The 23,616-nt window shown below is 45.5% G+C and carries 21 protein-coding genes and 1 riboswitch; of the genes, 11 read left to right on the top strand and 10 right to left on the bottom strand.

Features of this window, described 5'->3' with window-relative positions; genetic code table 11:
* Positions 1-36: 36 nt before the first annotated feature.
* Complete coding sequence (locus VIA_RS17330; RefSeq protein ID WP_004414586.1) at positions 37-1,503, bottom strand: DEAD/DEAH box helicase; 1,467 nt, start codon at positions 1,501-1,503, stop codon at positions 37-39.
* Positions 1,504-1,634: 131 nt separating this feature from the next.
* The gene (gene rrtA / locus VIA_RS17325) at positions 1,635-2,192 is read right to left on the bottom strand and encodes a rhombosortase (protein ID WP_004416663.1); all 558 of its coding nucleotides are present in this window, start codon (positions 2,190-2,192) and stop codon (positions 1,635-1,637) included.
* A gap of 3 nt (positions 2,193-2,195) precedes the next feature.
* Here rrtA and VIA_RS17320 point away from each other — a divergent pair, with 3 nt between their 5' ends.
* Positions 2,196-2,804 carry a tRNA-uridine aminocarboxypropyltransferase gene (locus VIA_RS17320; RefSeq protein ID WP_004416661.1) on the top strand — a complete coding sequence of 203 codons (609 nt, stop codon included), beginning with the start codon at positions 2,196-2,198 and terminating at the stop codon, positions 2,802-2,804.
* A 90-nt stretch (positions 2,805-2,894) separates the two neighbouring features.
* Positions 2,895-2,994: riboswitch (purine riboswitch) on the top strand.
* A gap of 62 nt (positions 2,995-3,056) precedes the next feature.
* Positions 3,057-4,094, top strand: a complete 1,038-nt coding sequence (locus VIA_RS17315) for an adenosine deaminase (protein ID WP_004414579.1) — start codon at positions 3,057-3,059, stop codon at positions 4,092-4,094.
* 54 nt (positions 4,095-4,148) lie between these two features.
* On the opposite strand, the gene VIA_RS17310 is transcribed toward VIA_RS17315, so the two are convergent.
* The 3 genes from VIA_RS17310 to VIA_RS17300 all read right to left on the bottom strand — a co-directional run bounded on the left by VIA_RS17310 (position 4,149) and on the right by VIA_RS17300 (position 8,180).
* Positions 4,149-5,465 (bottom strand): anti-phage deoxyguanosine triphosphatase, encoded by a 1,317-nt coding sequence (locus tag VIA_RS17310; RefSeq protein ID WP_004414577.1) that lies wholly within the window; start codon positions 5,463-5,465, stop codon positions 4,149-4,151.
* A 106-nt stretch (positions 5,466-5,571) separates the two neighbouring features.
* Positions 5,572-7,119: a DHA2 family efflux MFS transporter permease subunit gene (locus VIA_RS17305; RefSeq protein ID WP_004414575.1), complete on the bottom strand. Its 1,548-nt coding sequence runs from the start codon at positions 7,117-7,119 to the stop codon at positions 5,572-5,574.
* Between the two features lie 2 nt (positions 7,120-7,121).
* Positions 7,122-8,180, bottom strand: coding sequence for an HlyD family secretion protein (locus VIA_RS17300; protein WP_004414573.1), 1,059 nt, complete (start codon positions 8,178-8,180; stop codon positions 7,122-7,124).
* 123 nt (positions 8,181-8,303) lie between these two features.
* Between VIA_RS17300 and VIA_RS17295 the strand changes: the two genes are divergently transcribed.
* Entirely contained in the window at positions 8,304-9,215 is a 912-nt protein-coding gene (locus tag VIA_RS17295) for a LysR family transcriptional regulator (RefSeq protein WP_004414570.1), read from the top strand.
* Here the strand turns inward: VIA_RS17295 and yfbR are convergent.
* Positions 9,208-9,822 (bottom strand): 5'-deoxynucleotidase, encoded by a 615-nt coding sequence (gene yfbR / locus VIA_RS17290; RefSeq protein ID WP_004414569.1) that lies wholly within the window; start codon positions 9,820-9,822, stop codon positions 9,208-9,210. The two genes, VIA_RS17295 and yfbR, sit on opposite strands and share 8 nt — an antisense overlap.
* A gap of 72 nt (positions 9,823-9,894) precedes the next feature.
* A complete protein-coding gene (locus VIA_RS17285) occupies positions 9,895-11,109 on the bottom strand; it encodes a pyridoxal phosphate-dependent aminotransferase (protein WP_004414566.1) in 1,215 nt (404 codons plus the stop codon).
* A gap of 219 nt (positions 11,110-11,328) precedes the next feature.
* Between VIA_RS17285 and VIA_RS17280 the strand changes: the two genes are divergently transcribed.
* From VIA_RS17280 to VIA_RS22445, 7 genes are all read left to right on the top strand, one after another.
* Entirely contained in the window at positions 11,329-12,636 is a 1,308-nt protein-coding gene (locus VIA_RS17280; RefSeq protein WP_174269813.1) for an isochorismate synthase, read from the top strand.
* Positions 12,636-14,366, top strand: coding sequence for a 2-succinyl-5-enolpyruvyl-6-hydroxy-3-cyclohexene-1-carboxylic-acid synthase (gene menD, locus VIA_RS17275; RefSeq protein WP_004414560.1), 1,731 nt, complete (start codon positions 12,636-12,638; stop codon positions 14,364-14,366). The genes VIA_RS17280 and menD overlap by 1 nt, the downstream gene beginning before the upstream one ends.
* The gene (gene menH, locus VIA_RS17270) at positions 14,356-15,132 is read left to right on the top strand and encodes a 2-succinyl-6-hydroxy-2,4-cyclohexadiene-1-carboxylate synthase (protein ID WP_004414557.1); all 777 of its coding nucleotides are present in this window, start codon (positions 14,356-14,358) and stop codon (positions 15,130-15,132) included. The genes menD and menH overlap by 11 nt, the downstream gene beginning before the upstream one ends.
* Before the next feature lie 41 nt (positions 15,133-15,173).
* A complete protein-coding gene (menB, locus tag VIA_RS17265; protein WP_004414553.1) occupies positions 15,174-16,040 on the top strand; it encodes a 1,4-dihydroxy-2-naphthoyl-CoA synthase in 867 nt (288 codons plus the stop codon).
* A 175-nt stretch (positions 16,041-16,215) separates the two neighbouring features.
* Complete coding sequence (gene menC / locus VIA_RS17260; RefSeq protein ID WP_004416652.1) at positions 16,216-17,202, top strand: o-succinylbenzoate synthase; 987 nt, start codon at positions 16,216-16,218, stop codon at positions 17,200-17,202.
* Positions 17,202-18,569, top strand: coding sequence for an o-succinylbenzoate--CoA ligase (gene menE, locus VIA_RS17255; protein ID WP_004414548.1), 1,368 nt, complete (start codon positions 17,202-17,204; stop codon positions 18,567-18,569). Before menC ends, menE begins: the two co-directional genes overlap by 1 nt.
* Positions 18,570-18,709: 140 nt before the next feature.
* Positions 18,710-18,886 carry a hypothetical protein gene (locus VIA_RS22445; RefSeq protein WP_004414544.1) on the top strand — a complete coding sequence of 59 codons (177 nt, stop codon included), beginning with the start codon at positions 18,710-18,712 and terminating at the stop codon, positions 18,884-18,886.
* Here the strand turns inward: VIA_RS22445 and VIA_RS17250 are convergent.
* The 3 genes from VIA_RS17250 to VIA_RS17240 form a co-directional block, all read right to left on the bottom strand.
* On the bottom strand, positions 18,883-19,806 hold the full coding sequence (locus VIA_RS17250) for a YeiH family protein (RefSeq protein ID WP_004414541.1): 924 nt from the start codon (positions 19,804-19,806) through the stop codon (positions 18,883-18,885). The two genes, VIA_RS22445 and VIA_RS17250, sit on opposite strands and share 4 nt — an antisense overlap.
* Positions 19,807-19,934: 128 nt before the next feature.
* Positions 19,935-21,806, bottom strand: a complete 1,872-nt coding sequence (locus tag VIA_RS17245; protein WP_004414539.1) for an MFS transporter — start codon at positions 21,804-21,806, stop codon at positions 19,935-19,937.
* A 24-nt stretch (positions 21,807-21,830) separates the two neighbouring features.
* On the bottom strand, positions 21,831-22,421 hold the full coding sequence (locus VIA_RS17240) for a TetR/AcrR family transcriptional regulator (protein ID WP_004414536.1): 591 nt from the start codon (positions 22,419-22,421) through the stop codon (positions 21,831-21,833).
* Between the two features lie 192 nt (positions 22,422-22,613).
* Between VIA_RS17240 and VIA_RS17235 the strand changes: the two genes are divergently transcribed.
* On the top strand, positions 22,614-23,492 hold the full coding sequence (locus VIA_RS17235) for a Tim44 domain-containing protein (RefSeq protein ID WP_004414533.1): 879 nt from the start codon (positions 22,614-22,616) through the stop codon (positions 23,490-23,492).
* Positions 23,493-23,616 lie beyond the last annotated feature (124 nt).

Raw genomic sequence — 23,616 nt, 5'->3', positions numbered from 1 at the left:
ACGCTCCTGTGTAAGGAGCGTTTTTAACTTCAAGGCTTATTGAGCTTTAGCTTGACCGCTTGGTTTGCGGTTCGCTGGCTTACGGCGTTGCTGGCCATTGCCACCGTTGTTGCTGTTTGGCTTTCCACCAGCAGGCTTGCGTTTCGCTTGGCCGCCATTACCACCATTACCGCCGTTACCACGGTTTTCACCATTTGGCTTATTGTGACCAAAGTGACGTTTGTTTTTGCTAGCGGGTTTGTTACCGCGCGCATTATCGCCAGAGCGTTGGCCATCAGCATGTTCTGCTTTTGGCTGGCTAGGTTTTTTCGGCTTCTTCGGTTTCTTTGGCTTGATCGGACGAGTATCTAGTCGAGATTCTGGCAATTCATTAACTGGCTTAAAGCCTTCTAGCTCGATACGTGGCAGCACCTGTTGAATTAGGCGCTCGATACCAAATAGCTCACCTGCTTCATCTGCTTCAACCAGTGAAATTGCTCTACCCACTTCACCGGCGCGGCCAGTACGTCCAATGCGGTGAACGTAATCTTCTGACACATGTGGTAGCTCGTAGTTAACCACTTGAGGAAGCTGAGGAATATCGATACCACGTGCAGCGATATCTGTTGCGACTAACACGCGAACATCACCCGATTTAAAATCTGCCAATGCACGAGTACGAGCACCTTGGCTCTTATTACCATGAATTGGTGCAGCGGTAATGCCTTCTTTATTAAGGAAGAAAGCTAGGCGATTTGCACCATGCTTAGTACGACAGAAAACAAGTGTCTGCTTCCAGTTACCATCTTTAATCAGCTTAACCAGCATTGGCGCTTTTTTGCGTTTGTCTGCAGGGTAGATGCTTTGCTCGATGGTGACCGCGGTAGAGTTCTCTTTGTTTACTGATACTTCGACAGGATCGTTTACTAGACCTTTTGCTAGTTCGCGGATCTCTGCTGAGAATGTCGCTGAAAAGAGTAGGTTTTGGCGCTTAGCTGGCAGTACGTTGAGGATCTTACGGATATCACGGATGAAGCCCATATCTAGCATGCGATCGGCTTCATCTAGAACCAGTACTTCAAGCTGATCAAACTTCACTGCATTTTGTTGGTAGAGATCCAACAAACGGCCCGGAGTTGCGACAAGTACGTCACAGCCTTTACGTAGCTTAAGCATTTGTGGGTTAACTTTTACACCACCGAACACTACTTGAGAGGTAAGACTCTGGTGACGGCTGTACTTAAATACGTTTTCTTGAACCTGGGCAGCCAGCTCACGAGTCGGCGTTAAGATAAGCGCACGGATGTGGTTGCCTTTTACACGTTGGCCATTATCAAGACGTTCTAGGATCGGTAGAGTGAAGCCTGCAGTTTTACCTGTACCTGTCTGCGCAGCTGCCATGACGTCTTTCCCTGAAAGTACCGCAGGAATTGCTTGTTCCTGAATCGGAGAAGGGGTGTCATAACCTTGTTCTTCAATTGCTTTGAGGATTGGTGCAGAAAGGCCTAAGGAGGTAAAACCCATAAATTGATCTCTGTAATGTGTAAGCGGAGAATCACGTAGAGTTGTTCTACATGAAAAAGGGCGCCATTCTGCGCCCTTTATCGATGAACATCAACCTAATTATTGTCTAGCGGTTGGTATATTACTGATATCTATGCCGCTGATTTATTTCGGCTAGGGAAGAAGCGAACGATCGAAGCGAGTACAAAGCCCGAAAGCATACCAAACAGGTGAGCCTCGACGGCCACTCTCGCATTGATTAGCTCGACAGTCGAGTGTGATGCCCCCATGGTTAGCTCCCAAGTGACTTTGGCAATAACGCCAATCACTAGTAGCCAACTGCTTTTGCGTCCATTAAGGCTCTCTTGCAAGGCAAAATAGGCAAATAACCCATGTAGTAAACCGGACAATCCAACATAGCCATTCATATCGCTGAGGAAGTTGAGTGCACCTATCGCTAAGCTAATAGCAATCAGCAGTAATGCGAGTGACTTCTCTGTGGGTTTGAATATGAAGCTAATGACCCATAGTCCAGCGAGATTCATGGCTAAATGTGCAAAGTTGGTGTGAGTGAAGTTTCCTGATAGGATTCGCCACCACTGCCCGTCAATAATCTGCTGACGCTGCCAAGCCGCTAATGAGGCTATAGGTTCGAATTGTAGGCCAAGGCAGAGTAGACTGATTGTCAATAATAGAAGAAATAAGCGCACACTATGTCCCGATACTGTTCTCAATGTGGTAAATCACTCAAAGCGTGTATTTGCCAATGGATACAAAGCCTAACATCGAATGTTGAGTTGGTCATCCTACAACATCACAGTGAAACAGATCGGCCAATGGGCACCGCGCGCATCCTTAAGCTTTCTTTAGCTAACAGTTTTTGCTTTGTCGGTGAGGATTTTTCTAGCAATGATCAGCTCAACCAATTATTAAATGATGGGCAATACCAACATTTTATACTTTATCCTGGGGAAGGAGCTCTCACTCATAATGAGGTAGCGGAGCAAGTTGCCAATCAGCAAAAGGTTCGCGTGATTTTGCTCGATGGTACGTGGAAAAAGGCCTACAAGATGTGGCAACTGTCGACAAACCTGCACCCATTGCCATTAGTACGTTTACCAGATGACTTGCAAGGTAATTACCGAATTAGAAAAGCGCCCAGTGACAACAGCCTTTCAACGGTTGAAGCGGGCTACCATATTCTTTCTCTCCTTGAACCAGAAAAAGACTTTACGCCGCTGATTGACGCTTTTAATCAGATGATTGAGTTTCAAATCAAGCAGATGCCCCCCGGTGTCTTTGAGAAAAATTACCTTTCTTAAGCGGATTTTCTTCTACACTTATTTCTAAGCGCGATATTGTCATTAGACCTTTTGGTTGAATATAATGATGCGCAATCGTTTTACTTTATTCGTGTGAGGTAAACGATACTTCGTATAATCCCATTGATAAGGTGTGGGAGTCTCTACCTGAAACCGATAATTTCAGATTACGAAGAGTAAAGTGCACAGCGCTTTTCTCTTTGTATGCTTGAAACTTTTCTAGAGAAAAGCGCTTGTTGGAACCCAGTCAAAATGAATGGAGACACAAGCGTGAATAATCAAATCGCCTTTATAGAGCAACTACCAAAAGTTGAACTTCACTTACATATCGAAGGTTCACTCGAGCCTGAGATGATGTTTGAGCTAGCCAAGCGCAATGGCATAGAGCTGCCTTTCACTACCCCACAAGAAGTCAGTGCTGCGTATCAATTTACCAACCTACAGTCATTTCTTGATATCTACTATCAAGGTGCCAATGTGCTGATCCATGAGCAGGACTTCTACGATCTGACATGGGCTTATTTGCTTCGCTGTCAGCAAGATAATGTAATTCATACTGAGATTTTCTTTGACCCACAGACGCATACCAGTCGCGGGATTGCTTTTGATACCGTGATTAATGGCATACATCGAGCATTGAAAGATGGCGAAGAACGACTCGGTATTAGCAGTCAGATCATCATGTGCTTTTTGCGTCATTTAGATGAAGAGAGCGCGTTTGATACCCTATTTGAAGCCTTGGCTCACAAGGATAAGATCGTTGGTGTGGGTCTAGATTCTTCAGAGCTCGGCTATCCGCCAGAGAAATTTGCTCGCGTTTATCGCAAAGCGTTAGAAGAGGGATTTCTCACGGTTGCCCATGCAGGAGAAGAGGGGCCAGTGAGTAATATCTATGACAGTTTGGAACTACTGAAAGTGAGCCGAATTGACCACGGTGTGCGTTGTTCCGATGATGAAAATCTGCTGCATGCGTTAGCAAACAACAAGATGCCACTGACGGTCTGCCCATTGTCGAATACCAAATTGAAAGTGTTTGAAAAAATGGAACAGCATAATATCGTTGACCTGCTCCGCCGCGGTCTCTGCGTAACGATAAACTCCGATGACCCCGCCTACTTTGGGGGGTACATGAATGCGAATTTCAAAGCCGTTGCGCAAAGTCATGATGTGACAAATCAAGAGCTCGCAAACTTCACCCGCAATGCAATTGCCGCCAGTTTCATTAATGATGAAGAAAAAAGTCGACTACTAGGTAAGCTTAACCAATTTGTTAGCGAGTTTAATTACTAATTGGAAGGGATGATGGCTAGAGTAACAAGGTTGTCACTCTAGCCATAGGTTGGATTAATGAGAAGAGAATAACTGTTGGTGCAGTCTTTGAGCGTGACCGTCTGTCATCGAAGAGATGTAATCTGCAATCACACGATAGCCGTCACTCTCGTCATTTCTATTTGCCCACTTTTGTTTGATATCGATAGGCAATAATCGCTCTGGGTCGGCATTGAGCGCTTCAAAAATATCCATAATGATCTGTTGGCCTTTGTACTCCATCACCTGAACATGAGGGACTTGGATGACGTACTGGCTGACAAAACGTTTTAGGATCTCCAAAGCATTCGCCATTGAAGGTTCAAGTACGGCGTTAAAGGCCAGCAACTGCGATTCAAATGGCGCATCGACTGGCTTAATTGAAATGCTGGTCAGTAGGGCGTTCACCATACCGCCAATCGCATCTTTACGCTGGTGGTGAGTGCCAGACAACAGCATGTCTGAAATCGACGCGATATGTTCTTCAAACCATGGGTCGCCACACTCTGCGAGCTTACTTGCTGCACCTTCAACCCATTGGTTACGATTGACCATGCCAAGAACCAAGGCATCTTCTAGGTCGTGGACGCCATAAGCGATGTCGTCGGCGAGTTCCATAATAGAACAGTCGATAGACTTATAACGGGTCTTCTTATGTTCAGTTTCTAGGTATTGCTCATCACGCATCTGACTAAAGATAGCTTTGTCGTTTTCACTCAGCGGCGCTAACACCCAATCAAACAGGTCTGCATCACAGTCATAAAGCCCTTTAGCGGGTGACCAATCACGTGCTCTGAGTTTGCGTTGATGGGAAACACATTCAGGCATGACATCAGCACGGGCTTGGCTGAGCAGCGCTGGGTACTTGATGAGACCGAGCAAAGTGCGGCGAGCCAAGTTCATACCAAACAGTTCGGTATAAGGCTCCAGTTTAGTGACGATACGAAAAGTCTGCGCATTACCTTCAAAGCCGCCATGGTCTCGCATCATATAGTTAAGAGCGACTTCACCGCCATGGCCGTAGGGCGGATGGCCTATATCATGGGCTAAACATAATGAATCAATCAGGCTATCACTAGGCAAAAGGTCACGGAACTCTGGTTGCTTCTTCTTAATCTGGGCAACAATACCGGTACCCAATTGCGCCGCCTCAAGTGAGTGAGTCAGACGGGTGCGGTGAAAATCATCGAAACTATTGCCGTGAACCTGAGTTTTAGCCTGCAGACGCCTAAAAGCGGCAGAGTGAAGAATACGAGCGCGATCGCGTTGGTAGGGACTGCGGTGGTCGTCACGACGAATTTTATGCTCATCGTCGTGTCTTTCGAACCATAAGGAGCTGATTTTAAACGTCATAGGTGTACTCCCTTGTCTTTTTTCTTACCGTACACCCGTTACATGATAAATACAAAGAATTACACGTGAGAACAGCGAAATATCGCCGTTTGACGTGTATCTGCGGTTAATCCTTCATACTTAGAACCAATATTGCAGCCACACCAAGAAAGAGCGTCATCATCAGGAATACATCGTTATAAGCCATGATAGCGGCATCGCGCTGCATGGTACCCAACAAACTAGCTTGAGCTTGAAGCATCGCCGTTGCAGCATCACTACCAGATTGAATGAAGAAAGCTTGCTGCTGGTGCAGTGCATTCCAACCATCAAGGCTGACCGCGCTCAATGACTCTTTAATATGGCCTAGATGCTCACGTGTCTTGTTATCCAACAGCGTTGCGATAATGGCAATGCTGAATGCGCCGCCCAAGTTACGCATGACATTGGTTAACGTCGAAGCGTCGGGTGTATCGGGCTTGCTAATGTTCTTCATCGCTACTAAAGAGAGTGGCACCATAATAAACGGGCTACCAATAGCACGCAGCAGCATCGACAAAATCAACTGCTGGCCGCCGAAGTCGACGGTCATGTGGGTGTTCACGTAGCAACTCAGACCAAACATCGCAAAGCCAAAGGTCACGAGATACTTAGGCTTAATGATTTGGGTCAGTTTAGGCACGAGAGGGAAGATGAGTAACTGAGGAAAGCCCATCCACATCAGTACTTCGCCAATTTCCATTGCGTTGTATTGCTGAATTTGAGTTAAATAGAGCGGCAATACGTAAATGGACCCCAGTAATGCCATACCTAAAATCAAGTAGGCGATACAAGACATCGCAAATTGGCCATTTCGCAGTAAACGCAGGTTAACCAGTGGTTTCTTATGCTGGAGTTCATTGATAATGAAATAAACCAAACTCACCGCGGAGATAATACTCAGAGTAATAATGAAGCTTGAGCTAAACCACTCTTCACGATTTCCTTCTTCCAATACCACTTCTAGGCAGCCAAGGCCGAGTGCCATGGTGGCAATACCAAACCAGTCGGCTTTTTTCAGTGTTGACAGTTCTAACGGCTCATCATCTAGACCGTAGCGAATCATCGCAATCAGTAACAACGCTGGTGGAATGTTGATGTAAAAGATGTAATGCCAAGATAAGTTCTCTGTCAGCCAGCCACCAAAGGTAGGTCCGATGGAAGGCGCGAAGGTTGCCGTTACGCCAAACAGCGCCATGCCCACCGCGCGTTTATTGAGCGGCAATAATTGAATGACCAACGAGAATGCCAGAGGGATTAACGCACCGCCACTAAAGCCCTGCATTGCTCGGAAGACGATCATTGAGGTCATGTTCCAAGAGAACGAACAGAGCAAAGAGGAGAGGGTAAAGATGCCCGTTGTCCAAGTGAGATAACGTCGTTTACCGAGTGCTTTAGATAGCCAGCCACTGAGTGGAATTGCGATCATCTCAGCCACAAGATAAGAAGTCGAAATCCACGAGCTTTCATCCAGAGTTGCAGATAGAGCACCTTGAATGTCTTTTAGCGACGAGTTGGTGATCTGAATATCTAAGATAGCCATAAATGCGCCAAGAAGACCGCCAAAAAGCGCGATCCAGTGACGAACGGGGACCTCTTGTTCTTGATCTGCGTGATCAACGACTGCTTGGCTCATGATTAGCCTCGCGTATCAATGGTAGTGACCACGGATAAACCTGGTAGCAGGCGACCTTGAAGCTCTTTTTGATCTGGGATGACGATTTTAACCGGAACACGCTGAACGATTTTAGTGAAGTTACCCGTCGCATTTTCAGGTGGTAATAGTGCGAACTTAGCTCCAGTCGCTGGTGAGAAGCTGTCTACGACTCCTTCCAATGTTTGACCCGGGAAGGCATCTAATTCGACTTCTACTTTTTGCCCTTGGTGAATGCCGCTCAACTGAGTTTCTTTGAAGTTGGCTTCAATCCATACCGCATTGTTTGGCACTAGACTCATTAATGGTGTCCCAGCCTGGACGAGTAACCCTTCACGTACGCTACGTTTACCAATAACCCCATCCGCAGGTGCGTAGATTTTGGTGTAATTTAGGTTCAGTTGCGCTTGCTCTAGTTGGGCATTCGCTTCAGTCACTGATGCTTTCGCTTGTTCAACTTCGCTGGCGATAACCACTAGCTGATCGTTTGCTGCCGCTAGGTTGGCTTTGGCTTGCTCCAATTGTGCCAGCGTGACTTTTTGTTGCGCCAGCATGCTGTCGACTTCATCTTGAGAAGCGTAGTTACGTTTCAAGAGACTGCGAGAGCGAGCGACTTGCTGAATAGCGCGATCGTACTCTGCTTGCGCGGAATCAACTTGGCTCTTAGCTTGGTTAATTTGGCTACGTTGCAACGTTTGTTGAGCGTATAAGTTATTTACGCTTGATTGAGCGACGTTGAGGTGTGCATTCGCTTGGTCAAGTGTCGCTTGGTAATCACGGTCATCGATTTGTGCTAGAAGATCGCCTTGTTTAACCACTTGGTTATCCGTTACATAGGATTTAACAATGTAGCCGGAGACTTTTGGGCTGATCGTCGTGATATCACCTTGAAGGTAAGCGTTGTCTGTTGATTCGAAGTATTGACCATAGCCAAACCAATAGCCGCCACCTAATAGTCCGAGAGACAGCATAATGACTGTCGCAATAAAAGGGGCTTTGTTGCGCGTTTTTTTCTTGGTTTGCATGTCGTGTGTTTCTGTCATTGACGGATTCTCGAATTCATTGAATGTAACGAATTGTAAATGATCTGTATTGGTTGATAAGATAGGAAAAACTGAAAACACTGTTGCAATAATTTAACTAATGATGGGATGTAGGGGTAACTGATGGATTTGAATGGGGTTAATGTATTCGTCCAAGTGGTTGATTGTGGAAGTTTTACTCACGCAGCCGAATCGTTACGAATGACTAAGTCGACTGTTAGCCGAAAATTGGCGGAACTTGAACAGCATTTAGGTGTGAGGTTGATCACTCGTTCAACGCGCAGTTTGGTACTGACTCCTGAGGGTGAAAAGTTCTACCAGTCTGGCCTGCAAATGTTAGAAGTGATGAATCAAGCTGAGCTTGAAGTCTCTGCTAACCAAGACTTAGTTAGAGGCCCTTTGAATATTGTGTTACCTGTCGAGCTAGGGCATCAAGTATTGGGCTCCTACATTAATCAATTTTTAATGCAGTACCCGAATGTCACTATGAATTTAGAACTCTCAAATAGAGAGGTAGATATCGTCGGTGAAGGCATCGACCTCTATGCCCAGATCGGAAAGTTAGAAGATTCAAATCTTGTTTCCCGTTATCTAACCGCGTCAAAGCGGGCCTTGGTCGCAAGCCCGGACTATCTTGAAGAGTACGGGATGATTGAGCATCACCTAGACTTAATCGCGCCCCATCAAATGGTTGAAGTCTCCAATAAAGCGGTACGTTTGCCAAAGTGGCATTTGCAACTGGATGATGACAGCTCTTATCAGATTGACCTGCCATACCGACTGCGAGTCAATACCATCACTGCGTGCCTTAAAGCCTCTCTTGATGGTTTAGGGATTGCAGTGTTACCTGAATTTATCTGTCGTGAACATTTTGCTACAGGTCGTTTAGTTCGCTTGTTACCAGAATATAGAATGCCAGAGGTGGAAGTGAGCCTTGTTTATGCTGACCGACAGTTGATGCCGAAGCGTAAGAAAGAGTTAATTGACTTCCTACTCCACAGCTTTAAGAGCGATCAGACAACGAACATCAGCTGATTTCATCCAAAGAAAGCTCAAAGCTTGGCGCAAAGACATTGAGAAAATAGTCCATCTCACGGCTACTGCGCTCTTTTAGGGTAATATCTAAGCGCTTTTTAGCCAGCGCGTATTCGTGGTTGCCCGCGCTCAACTCCTCTAAACACTTTAAGTAGGCACAAATCGTGTCTGCTTGTTTGACGATATCAGCGTCTTCTTCATGTGCTGCGGTAGAAACAAGAAAAGGAGCGAAGTCTTGTTGGAACTCTTCAGGTAGCATTGAAAGTAGTTTCTGCTCTGCGGCCGCTTCAATCTTTTTATACTCTTTAGCAATCTCAGGATTGTAGTATTTGACTGGAGTGGGTAAATCGCCAGTTAGCACTTCACTGGTGTCATGGTACATGCCTAAAATTGCGATGCGTTCTGGATTGAGATTAGCGCCAAACTTCTTGTTCTTTATCAGAGCGAGAGCATGGGCAACGAAAGCGACCTGCAAGCTATGCTCAGAAATATTCTCAGTCGACACAGAGCGCATCAGCGGCCAGCGCTGAATCAATTTCATCCGCGCCAAGTGAGCGAAAAAGTGACTTTCCTTATAATTGTGTTCTGAATCGTTGTCTTGCGGCATTTCTTTACTCCATGAAATGAAAAGGGTACTCAATGAGTACCCTTTAAGCATATGAAAGAACGAATCTAATTACTACTGGCTGTAGGTTGAAAGGAAACGTTCAAAGCGACCAATCGCAACCTCTAAATCTTCAACGTGTGGCAAAGTCACAATTCGGAAGTGATCCGGTTTTGGCCAGTTGAAGCCTGTGCCTTGCACTAGCAGTACTTTTTCCTGAACGAGGAAGTCTAGAACCATTTTCTGGTCGTCTTTAATGTTGTACATCTTAGTGTCGATTTTCGGGAACAGATACATTGCTCCCTTTGGTTTGACACAAGAGACCCCAGGGATCTGGTTGATCAACTCCCATGCACGGTCACGCTGTTCAAGCAGGCGGCCGCCAGGAAGAAGTAACTCATTAATACTTTGGTAGCCACCTAATGCGGTTTGAATCGCATGCTGCATTGGCACGTTGGCGCACAAACGCATCGAAGAAAGCATGTCTAAGCCGTTGATGTAGCCCTGTGCTTGGTGCTTCGGTCCCGTTAGGAACATCCAACCGCCGCGGAACCCACATACACGGTAGGCTTTTGATAAACCGTTAAAGGTTACAACCAATACATCTTCAGTCAGAGTCGCTACTGAGGTATGCGTTGCACCGTCGTATAGTACTTTGTCGTAAATCTCGTCAGCAAAAATGATCAGTTTGTGCTGGCGTGCAATCTCAATCACTTCTAATAAGAAGTCACGGCTGTAGACGGCGCCTGTCGGGTTGTTTGGGTTGATAAGAACAATGCCGCGGGTTTTTGGCGTGATCTTACTCTTAATATCGTCTAAGTCTGGGTACCAGTCCGCTTCTTCATCACACATATAGTGAACCGCTTTACCCCCTGATAGAGCAACAGATGCTGTCCATAGTGGGTAGTCCGGTGCAGGGACCAGCATTTCATCGCCGTTGTTTAGCAATGCTTGCATCGCCATCACGATTAACTCTGAAGCGCCGTTACCAATGTAGACATCTTCAACGTCTAATGAACGAATGCCTTTGCGCTGGTAATGTTGTACAACGGCTTTGCGTGCGGAATAAATACCTTTTGAGTCGCAATAGCCTTGAGATGTCGGCAAGTTACGAATCACATCAACCAAAATTTCGTCTGGGGCGTCAAAGCCAAATGGGGCAGGGTTACCGATGTTAAGCTTCAGTATTTTATGTCCCTCTTCCTCCATGCGCTTAGCATGTTTGAGTACAGGACCCCTAATGTCATAGCAGACATTGTCGAGTTTTGACGACATCCCGATATTTTGCATTGATTAAAACCTAAAAATAATTAAATAACTTTATTAAAGTAACCTAAAAAACGGTTCTTTAGAATAAAAATCTGGTTTGATGGCAACAATAAAGCCTTTGTAGCACGCCCGTTATCACAGGATTTCGCAAAACATTGTTTGCAACCTTGATTTGAGTGAGGTCTATAAATAGAGTAGCGGGGTAAAATGAATAATAATTTCGATGCATACGAGGCTGATTTGTCATACTTTCATCAAGCCGTTACTGAACTGATCGAACGCGTAAAGGATGCGGAAGATGGTACAACCCGTCTAGTTCAAGTTCTTGAGGAAAAACCTGACTTTCCATTTATTGACTGGTTAGACGCCCAGCCATTATTTCCAAAGTTTTATTGGCAATCTCGCGATACTCGCGAAGAAGTGGTTGCGTTAGGTCAGTTACATACTTTCGTTGATCCTGCGCCTGCTTACGCGATTTTAGCCGATGATCAGCGCATTTGGGGTGGTCGTTCCTTTGATGGCCACACCGGAAAAAATCGTCGTTGTATGTCTTCTTTCTTTTTTCTGCCGCAAGTAGAGTTAATCCGTTTTGATGACAAATGGTCGTTAGCGGTCAACCTTAATGCAGAGAAACATCGCACCCTCGCTGGCTTATATAAGCTGCAATTAGACGTCGCTCCGCTACCACCTATTTCATCTCATATTGAAAGTATTCAGCATGTGCCTGAAAAAGAACAATGGTCTGAGTTGGTTGAGAAGGTGTTAGCTGGGATTGAAAACGATGATTTCAAGAAAGTGGTATTAGCACGAAAGACGACAGTCTCACTTGATCAACCGTTGTGTGCTTCTCGTTTGTTGAAATCGAGCTACTTAAGCAACCATCATAGCTTTCACTTTTTGCTCTCATTAGATAAAGACCACAGCTTTATTGGTTCAACGCCAGAGCGTCTTTATTTACGCCAAGGTCAAGAGCTCTACACCGAAGCGTTAGCGGGAACGATTGGCCGAGGCAGCAACGCGAGCCAAGATATGGAGCTAGCAAACTGGCTAGCCGGTGATAGTAAAAACCTCAATGAAAATCAGTATGTAGTTGACGATATCATTGAACGTTTATCGCCTTATTCAGATGACGTCGTCGTAGAGCAAGAAGCGAGGCTAGTGCGACTGCGTAAAGTGCAGCATCTCAAGCGCAGTATTCATGCGCATTTACACAAAGGTACTAATGGCGTTCAGTTGCTCGGCGCACTTCAACCAACGGCGGCGGTTGCAGGCTTACCTCGTCAAGAGTCGATGGACTTTATCCAACAACACGAACCGTTTGCTCGTGGTTGGTATGCGGGCTCAATGGGCTTTATTAGTCATCAGCGTGCTGAGTTCTGCGTCGCAATCCGCAGTGCGTTAGTGCTAGATGGTGAAGTGCAGCTATTTGCCGGCGCCGGGATTGTGCCTGGTTCTGTTGCCGAGTACGAATGGCAAGAGCTGGATAAGAAAATGTCGACTTTACTGTCGCTGATCTCCGATCACCCACCTCTTGGAGTTGCTTCTTAATGAGCGACCTAACACAGACAAACAATCAAGCGGTACTGAATCGAATTTGGTGCCAAGTATTACTTGAAGAGCTGACTCGTCACGGTGTCACAGAGCTTTGTGTGGCGCCCGGTTCGCGTTCAACGCCACTGACGCTTGAAGCTGATGACAATCCTAAACTGAATCTACACACTCACTTTGATGAGCGTGGCCTTGGCTTTCTTGCGCTAGGTCTAGCAAAGGCAAGTGGTAAGCCTGTGGCGATCGTTGTGACGTCGGGTACCGCGGTAGCCAACCTACTTCCTGCTATCGCTGAAGCTAAGTTGACCGGAGAAAAACTGGTTGTGCTTACGGCAGACAGACCAATTGAACTGGTTGGTTGCGGTGCCAATCAAGCCATCAATCAGTCTGGTATTTTTTCCTCTCATGTTACATCAGCGCTTGAACTGCCGAGCCCTTCATTGAATACACCTTTGAAATGGCTCCTGACGTCGATTGACCAAGTGATGTTTGAGCAAAAAGTGCAGGGCAGTGCTGTACATATCAATTGCCCATTTCCTGAGCCACTGTATAGCAGTGAAAGCAAATCACTTTATCAGCCTTATATTGACCAAGTAGAAGCGTGGCTTTCAGGTACAGACACTTATATTCGTCACCGAAGTTATGCAAATGACAGCCATATCAATGTATCGGATTTTACCGATAAAAAGGGTGCTATTGTTGTTGGTAGCGTAAGCCTGAGTGAAGCGAAGAAAGCCAAACAGCTGGCAGAAAAACTCGGTTGGCCAATCTTGATGGACCCACAGAGTGGCGCGACGTCAGATTGGGCCCATTATGATATTTGGCTGCAAAATAGTGATAATGCGGCGCGGTTGAGTCAGTGTGATTTTATTTTGCAAGTCGGCTCTCGAATTGTTTCAAAACGCCTCAACCGATGGATGTTGGAACAGATAGAAACAGGCGGTGCTCAGTATCATTACCTCGACCCAAAGCAAGAGAGAAACAACCAAGCTCATCTGATGCAAGTACATCATATATCGGCGATTGAACCTTGGCTTAATCTTGCTATAGAAGCCGTGCTACCACTCGCTAATACTGCGGCAGGATGGGGTGATGCTCTTCGTCAAAATGCCGCGCATGTAAGGTCATTAGCTAATCTACATCTTACCGCTCAGTCGCCATTAAGTGAGATTGGCTTAGCGTTAAGCGTGAATCAATTCCCTGAAGGTACAGAGATATTTTTGGGCAATAGCTTATTCGTTCGGCTGGTAGATATGTTTAGTGGCGTCAGTGACTATTCGGTTTATACCAATCGAGGTGCATCCGGGATTGATGGATTGATCGCGACTGCCAGTGGCGTCATACGTGAAACTCAATCTCCGACCGTAGTGTTTATTGGTGATACATCGCTGCTTTACGATATGAATTCACTCGCGCTAATGTCGAATCAATCGACGCCAGTGGTTGTGGTTGTAACCAACAACGATGGCGGCGCAATATTCGATTTACTGCCAGTCCCACCGCAGCAGAAACAATCGCTCTACCAGATGCCTCATGGTTTTAATTTCGAGTATGCTGCCAAGCAATTCAAACTGGCGTATAGCAAACCTGAAACGCTAGCTGCTTATACAGAAACAGTGAATGGTCATTTACTTCATGGGCAAGGGACGTTATTGGTTGAGGTTCAAACCCCTCCGGAGCAAGCGTCTTCTCAACTGAAAGAGTTTATTCAACAAGTCTATGCTCTCTAGTCACGTCACTTTCAGCGATAGCCAATCAGAACCCATCGTTGTTTATCTACATGGCTTGTTGGGCTGTGGCAAAGATTGGCAGCAAGTTCGTCAGCAACTTGCTGATTTTCCCTCTATCACCATCGACCTTCCAGGGCATGGTTTGAGCGCATTACACTCTTGTTTCAATTTTGAGGATTGTTGCAATCAAATATCTGACACTCTTCTTACCCATGTGAGGCCAGAGCAGCCTATAGTATTGGTTGGCTATTCGATGGGGGGAAGGGTAGCCATGTCCGGTGTGGCGAATCACTATTTCTCACCTCTGAATATTCAACGTCTTGTTGTTGAAGGTGGAAACTTTGGCTTGCAAACAGAGCAAGACAAAAAAGCTCGTTGGGATAATGATCACTGCTGGGCCGAACGGTTTAGAAATGAGCCAATTGAGCAGGTGTTGGCCGATTGGTATTTGCAGCGCGTCTTTAGTTCACTAAACCATGAGCAAAGACAAAACCTGATATTAAAACGCAGTGCTAATCTAGGTACTTCGGTAGCGGATATGCTTGAAGCGACCTCGTTAGCTAAACAAGATTACTTGCTTGAGCGACTAAAAAGCTCAGGTGTAACAACCCATTATATTTGTGGCGAGAAAGACAATAAGTTTAGTCAGTTGGCCGAACAAAGCGGTTTGTCTTTTAGCCAAATTGCACAGGCTGGGCACAATGTTCATATCGAACAGCCTCAAGCTTTTGCAGAAATCATAAAAGCTCAACTCAATTCACTTTGAATCGTTAGGTTGGGTCATTAGGTAAACAAACAGGAATCACCATGGCAAAAACAGTCGGTATCTCAGAAGAAGAACTATACGCACCAGTTAACTGGAATGACTGCAGCGGTGAATATGAAGATATTCAATACCATAAATCAGCAGATGGCATCGCAAAAATTACTATTGCTCGCCCTCAAGTTCACAATGCTTTTCGTCCGCAAACAGTAAAAGAGATGATCAATGCTCTTGCTGACGCTCGCTATGACGAAGGTGTTGGTGTGATCATGTTAACTGGTTTAGGTGAGAAGGCTTTCTGTTCTGGTGGTGACCAGAAAATTCGCGGCGACTACGGTGGTTACCAAGACGATACTGGTACTCACCACCTAAACGTTTTAGATTTTCAACGCCAAATCCGTACTTGTCCAAAACCTGTAATCGCAGCGGTTGCTGGTTGGGCAGTCGGTGGTGGTCATGTTTTGCATATGATGTGTGACCTGACGATCGCGGCTGAGAATGCGCAGTTTGGTCAAACTGGACCAAAAGTGGGCTCATTTGATGGTGGTTGGGGCGCATCTTACATGGCTCGTATCGTAGGTCAGAAGAAAGCTCGTGAAATCTGGTTCCTATGTCGTTTCTACGATGCTCAAGAAGCATTGGATATGGGCCTAGTGAACACAGTTGTTCCAGTTGAAGAGCTAGAAAAAGAGACCGTACGCTGGTGTCGTGAAACTTTACAACACAGCCCAATGGCACTACGTTGTCTAAAAGCGGCACTGAACGCTGACTGTGACGGCCAAGCGGGTCTGCAAGAGCTAGCAGGCAACGCAACCATGATGTTCTACATGACAGAGGAAGGACAAGAAGGGCGTAATGCATTTAATGAAAAGCGTCGTCCGGACTTCAATAAATTTCCACGCAACCCTTAATTTGTTGTTGATATCGTCGCTCTAGCCTCAATAGCTACGTCGAGGATGCTCATTTATGCTTATAAACTGCGCGTCCTCTCGTTGCTCTTACGGCTATAGCTTAGATATCGACATACAAATGGGTGAAATATCCAATACAAGCTACATTTAAATCAAAATATAAAGGGATATTGCTATGAGATCAGCCAAACTGTATCGCTATGAATTGCCGATGGACAGTGGCGTGATACTGCGTGAACAAAGGCTAAAACATCGTGAAGGTTTTGTTGTCGAGCTAAGCTCCGGCGGTGATGTTGGTAGAGGTGAAATCGCACCACTACCTGGCTTTAGCGTAGAAACCATGGATGAGGTTTACTCGCAACTCGTTGAGCAACTCGAATTGTGGCAACAAGGTTCAGAGTTAAAACTTGATGAGTTATATCCGTCTGTCGCATTTGGGCTTTCAATGGCTCAACTGGAGCTTAACAAAGAACTTCCGGCAAACGGTTGCTATCAAGCAGCGCCTCTGTGTTCCGGTGACCCGGATGAATTACTGCCAAAGCTTAATGCCATGACAGGGGAGAAAGTCGCTAAGATCAAAGTTGGCTTATACGAACCTATCCGAGACGGGATGCTAGTCAGCCTATTTTTAGAATCGATTCCTGACTTGACGCTACGTTTGGATGCTAACCGAGCGTGGAGCGCAGAGAAAGCACAGCAGTTTGCGAAAAAAATTGCTCCGTCACTGCGTGGCCGAATTGCTTTTATTGAAGAGCCTTGTCAGGTGCCTGGTGATAGCTTTTCATTTGCGATCAATACGGGGATTGCAATCGCTTGGGATGAAACACTGCAACATGCGATTCGTAAAGATGACTTTAAGCTTGAGGACTTAAACGGTGCTAAAGCCATTGTCATTAAGCCGACCCTAATTGGTTCAGTGGAGCGCTGTATTGAGTTGATCGATAGAGCGAAATCGCTTGGGATCAAAGCAGTGGTAAGCTCTAGCATTGAGTCTAGTTTGGGGCTAACTCAGCTCGCAAGATTTGCGCATTGGCAGTTGCCAGATGAAGTGCCAGGGCTAGACACGGTTGGGCTATTTGCTCAGCAGCTTGAAATCCCATGGCCTTCTTCTGAGTTGCCGGTTGTAGGCTTATCTGAACAGCCATTGCTATGGCAATCGTAATGCAGCGCGAACTTTCTTTTTTAAAACAATGGGCTCTAACGAGCCCATCTTTATGTGCACTCGAAACTTGTGATAGAAATTATACTTGGGCTGAGCTGGATGATTTAGTCGCCAAGGTAGCAAATCACTTGAATCAGCAGGGGTTAGAGGCTGGAGAGGTGCTTACTTGTGTCGGAAAGAACAACCTCGAGCAGCTAGTTATCTATCTAGCTTGTCTAGAGTTAGGCGTTACCTGCGCGCTGACTATGCCGCAAACTCGCACAGAATTAGACAACAAACTTGATACCTTATATTCAGCGAAGCAGATAGCGAAGGTATGGGTCAATGTTGAGTCAAATGCGCTAAGCCCAATCAGTAATATCCGATATGGTGAGAATAAAGCGCCCTTAGAAGTTAGTGCTTACAAACCAGATAACCTCGCTTCAATTGTTTTTACATCCGGTTCGACAGGCGCGCCGAAAGCGGTTGCTCATACTTCTGGTCAACATTTCGCTTCAGCGTCCGGTTTATTAGCGCAGTTCACATATAAGCAAGGCGATACTTGGCTACTTAGTTTGCCTATGTACCACGTTTCTGGCTTAGCGATTGTCTATCGATGGCTCTATAGCGGTGCAACCATCAAAGTGGGTAGCGGTGATTTGGCAACGGATATTGTTGGTGTTAGTCATGCCTCATTGGTTGCCACGCAATTACAGCGCTTACTTGACGATCGTATGCGTTTATCACTGAGTCATGTATTGCTGGGCGGCAGTCATGTTGCCTTAGAACTGAGTCAGCAGGCCGCTAAACAAGGCATCGAAACTTGGCTGGGCTATGGCATGACCGAAGCTGCTTCGACAGTGACGGCTAAACGTATTGATCAACACTACAGTGCGGGCAAAGTGCTCCCCAATCGCGAATTGAGACTGGAAGGGCAGAGGATCTATATCGGTGGAGAAACCCTCGCATCGGGTTATTACCGCCAAGGGAAACTAACTTCATTTGTCGAAAATGGTTGGTTTGACAGCAAAGATCTAGGCGAGTGGGTGTCGGGTGAGCTGAAAATCATTGGCCGTGCGGATAACCAGTTCATTTCTGGTGGTGAAAATGTTCATTGCGAAGAAATTGAAGCCGCCCTGATGCAGGTGCCTGATATTGCTCAAGCTATCGTTGTACCTATCGCCGATGTTGAGTTTGGTCATCGTCCTGTTGCGATCTGCTCATTTACCACTGTATTGGAAAAAAGCGAAATTGAGGCTTATCTAAAACAAGCGTTAGTTAAGTTTAAATGGCCAATTGCCTATTACTCAATGCCTGAGAGCTTGTTACGAAGCGGAATTAAGGTGTCAAGAAAGTCAGTGAAAGAGTGGCTAATTAAGCAGGTCTGACACTAAGTGACTCTCAGTGATTCACTACTTTGCTTAGCAACTTAGTTAATTTGGCAATTTCATAGTACAAATATGAATTTATCAATCTTATAACTCTAACTCATAATAGCTCTAAGCTTAATATGGAAATTGGAATAAGAATGATAAAAGCAGTGCTAGTTATCGCAGTCATTTTGCAGATAGTCGTCGCCGTGCAAAGCGACGGTTTAGTTAGAGCTCTGGCTGAGCTTTCTGCGTTTTTGCTCGTATCCGTATTGGTTCTAAGTGCCAATACGCAAAAGCGCAAAAAGCTAATCCCAAATGCTGATGAGTTTTAAGCGAGAGTGAGCCACGCTAAAGAAGTGGTCGAAATCAAAGCCCATAGCGTCACACCGAATATTAACGGTTTAGGGCCGGAAGACTTCAGCTTCTCTACTGAAATTCCGCAGCCAATCAAGAACAAACATACCACCAGCGCACGCTTAGCAATATCAAAGATACCCTGATAAACGACTTCAAATTGCGGCAGTAAGTCACTGAATGCAATCGCTGCGCAATAAAACAAGATGAAGTATGGGATAGTGATTTTCTTCGAATCGCTACGGAATAGGAACGCACTAAATAGGGCAACCGGAATAATCCACAGTGCTCTCGCGAGTTTTAGTGTTGTTGCTGTGGTTAGGGCCTCTTCACCATAGGCGGAGGCTGCACCAACAACTGATGAAGTATCGTGAATCGCGATTGCTGCCCAAGTACCGAACGTATGCTGATCCAGATTTAACGCATGGCCTATAACGGGGAATATAAACAATGCAATCGAGTTGAGAACGAATACCGTTGCCAATGCCAACCCGATTTGCTCGTCGTCAGCTTTTATCGCAGGTGATACAGCCGCAATCGCGCTTCCGCCGCAGATGGCGGTTCCTGACGAAATTAAATATCCTGTCTCTTTGTTTAGCCTCATCCATTTAGCAACCCACCAACCTATCAGTAGCGTACCAAAAATAGTGGCGATAATAAGGCCTATGCCATCAGACGTTACCGCTAACGCTTGATCAAAATGAATACCGAATCCGAGTCCAACGATGGAATAAGCGAGAAGCTTTTTAGTGAACTTAGACAGGTTTAAATCTGCGGGTACTAGGCCTAACGATGTGAGTAAAAATCCAATAACAAGAGCGGTTGGTGAAGACACATAAGGCGTAATACAAACAATGAGAGCAAGACCGAAAGGGAGGTATTTAGTTATGTTTTTCATTATAAAGACAATAGTAGGCAATTACATGACAGTGTAGCGTAATTGCCTTGATAAATAGAGCTGAATGTATTGAACATACGTTTAGAAAAACTAAACGTATGTCTTAACTTGGCGATTTGAGTTCTAAATTATTGCCAGTCACCGCGCAGCTCAGATACCTTTTGATGCATGCTAGCGGTTGAAGCAAGGCTAGAATCGACGGGCGTCCCGACTTCTATTTCGATTTTTGACCAGAAACGAGACGGTAAACCTTTACAAGCTGATCCTTTATAGCGGCTGAAATAGCTACCCCATAACCCTTTTAGGGCCACAGGTATAACTGGAACAGGGCTACGTTTTAGGATCAAATCCATACCGCGTAAGAACTCGTTCATCTCGCCATCGGAGGTGAGCTTACCTTCAGGGAAAATACACACGATGTGTCCCTCGGCCAGCGCTTGTTCAACGTCATTGAAAGCGCGGACGATAGAGCGTCGGTTGGTCGCAGAGATTGGGATCACCCCTGCACGGTTTAAAAAGCGTCTTAAAGGCGGCAAATTGGCGTAATCTTCCTCCATGACGAAACGTATTAACCTTGGGCATACCGCGCTGAGTAAGAGCGCATCCATATAGCTGACATGGTTGCAAACTAGCAATGCACCACTTTTTTGCGGCAGGTTATGCAGGTTCTTATGAGTGACGCGATACATGGTATGAGTGAGTATCCACAACAGGAATCGCACCACAAAAATGGGTACCTGAAGGCAGAGGTAAATCGCGATCAAAAGATTCATCACTGACAGTAACAAGAAAAGCTGAGGAATGGTTAACTCTAGAATCGTTAGACAGATAATCCCTAAAACAGCGCTACCGACCATAAATAGGGAGTTGAAAATGTTTAGTCCCGCGATCACTTGGGCACGTTCAGTTTCTTTGGCACGTTGCTGCATCAGCGCATAAAGCGGAACAATAAAAATCCCGCCTGAAACGCCGAGCAGTAGCAGGTAGGCAAACACAGGCCAAAGTGACTGATACGCAACAAAATCACTAAAGCTAGCAAAGTCGGGAAGCGTCGCAGGGATAGAGGTCGCCATCAGTGCGCCAAATACTGTAATGCCAAGACTACCGAGTGGAACAATGCCGACTTCAATTCGGTGGTTTGAAAGTTTGTCACAGGCGAGTGAGCCAATCGCAATACCAATTGAAAAGAGCGCCAGTAAGAATGAAACCGCACTTTCACTGCCGTTAAGGTGAAGCTTGGTAAAGTTAGGAAACTGCGTCAAATAAGCCGCGCCAAGGAACCAAAACCAACTAATCGCCATCAACGCTTGAAAAATAGTTCTATCTGCTTTGGCTATAGCTATGGTCTGTTTCGTTTGTTTTATAGGTTGCCAACGGAATTTGAGATCAGGTGCACTTGCCGGTGCTTCAGGGATTGAGCGGCTAGAAGTGTAGCCAAGCACCGCGAATACCACCACACAAATTGCGGCAACATATTTAGCACTCTCTGCCGAAGCAATAATGCCTGCGCCTAATGTGCCGAGTAGTATTGCCAGAAAAGTTCCTGTTTCAACAAGTGCGTTACCAGGTACTAATTCATCCGATTTAAGTTGCTGGGGCAGTAAGGCGTATTTCACCGGGCCAAAAAAGGCGGACTGTGTTCCCATAAGGAAGAGCAGGATAAGCAGAATGATGTAGCTCTCGGTAATAAATCCGATCGCGCCTAAGCACATGATGCCAATTTCAGCGAGTTTAACCTTGCGTATAAACCAAGCTTTTTCGTATTTATCAGCAAGAACGCCAGCAGAAGCAGAAAAAAGAAAAAAGGGCAGAATGAATAAGCCCGCTGCTAGGTTGATGAATAGATTACTTGATACGGGTAATGTACCTGCACCAGCAAATGCGACAAATAACAACAGAACGTTCTTAAAGATATTGTCGTTGAACGCCCCAAAAAATTGAGTGATAAAGTAGGGCAAGAAGCGCCTTTGCCCAAGAAGCGAAGCCTGACTATTAGGCATTTGTGATCCTTATTCCTTTAGGATTTACCAATTGGTTAGGTAGTTAGACAGTAAGTTCTCAATGAGCTCTTTACCATCAATAGGTTCGGCAGCAAAAAACTTGTCGTCGACACTGAGCAGTGTAATACCATGTACACCAGACCATAATACACGACTTGCTTGTAACACTTCTGCTTCACTACGATTAGGTGCCAGAGCTTTTAACAGGTGCTCTAGCATGCCAGTCATTGAATCAATACGAGCAGACTGCCATTCAGGAAGTGGTTCACCATTCATATTATGTTCGAAGATCAGTTGCCAGCGGTTAGGGTGGCGCTGGGCAAAATCGTGGTAACAATAGGCCAGCTCATAAAGTGCCGTTTCAGCGTTCTTGCTGTTGGTTACCACTTGATTAGCTTCTTGGGTCAGTTCATCGAGAGTTTGGGCCACGGCATGCAGCAGCAGTAAGTTATAGTTACCAAAAACGTTAACCAATGTACTCGGTACATAGCCAATCATATTCGCTATCTTTCGTAAGCTAAGATCGTGGTGCGAGTTAGTCGCTAAAAATTCTTTGACGGTATTAAGTGTTAAAGCAACAAGCTCTTCGCGAGTATGATCGTTTCTTCGGGCCATGGTAAGTTATCTAAAATGAACATTGTTCAATATTTTAATTATCAGATGCCTATTGCGTCAACTGACAGTGCTATTATTTGCAATATTCTGATACATGTAATCAAGACGTTTTAGTTTGAATATAAGCTAGCTAAGGTTAATATGATTAGATAAGTATAAATTCATAACCTTGATAGACACAAAAGGAAGAACATGAAACGACTTTTTTCTCTTGTTGCCCTACTGATGGTCTCAGTCGCGATTACTCCAATCGCTGAGGCGAAAAAGTTTGGTGGTGGTAAATCTTTTGGCAAAAGCTTTAAGACAGCACCGGCGCCGAAACAACAGCAACAGAACACCAATACGATTGGTAAAGATCAAACGACAAAAACGCAGAGTTCTAGCAAGAAAGGCCTAATGGGTGGTTTACTTGGTGGTTTACTTGCTGGTGGTCTACTAGCTGCGTTCTTTGGTGGAGCATTTGAAGGTATCCAGTTTATGGATATTCTTATCATGGGCTTGATTGCCTTTGTTATCTTCAAGCTAATGCGATCCATGCTTGGGGCGAAGCAGGGTAGTATGAATCAGCAGCGTCAACAGCCTGCTTTTGGTGGTTCAGCGCCTAAGTTTGAACAGCCAAATGTACATAACTTTGAGCAACCACAGAACGCACCACAAGGTGGTGGCTTCGGTTTTGGTGCTCAAACGGACGTACCACACAACTATCCACCGGGTTTTGACCAATCGGCATTCATCAATGGCTCACGTGAACACTACCGCATCCTTCAAGGTGCTTGGAACCACAATCAGTTACACACGATTGAAGAGTATGTGTCGCCAAGCCTATACGAAGATTTGAAAGCGGAACGCGCGAAACTAAACGGTGAGCAGCATACTGACGTGATGTATGTTGATGCGGAAATTGTTCGTGCAGATCACGACGCAACTAAAGCGCAGCTTAGCCTACAATTCAGTGGCCGTTACCGCGATGCTGTAGAAGGCATTGAAGAAGACATCACTGACATCTGGCACTTAGAGCGTGATTTAACTACGCCTAACGCACCATGGTTGATTGTTGGTATTCAAGGCTAAATTAGCCTCGCCAGTCAATAATTCGAACGCCCAAGTTAACGCTTGGGCGTTTTTGTATTTGAGCTAAGGCGAGTCCGCTTGGTAGGATAGATATAGTAAAACTACAATCATAAAGGTAAGTAAA

The organism is Vibrio orientalis CIP 102891 = ATCC 33934 (genome assembly GCF_000176235.1).
Classification (GTDB): domain Bacteria; phylum Pseudomonadota; class Gammaproteobacteria; order Enterobacterales; family Vibrionaceae; genus Vibrio; species Vibrio orientalis.
The sequence above is the reverse complement of the archived record's forward strand: the minus strand, read 5'-3'. Positions and strand labels throughout refer to the sequence as shown.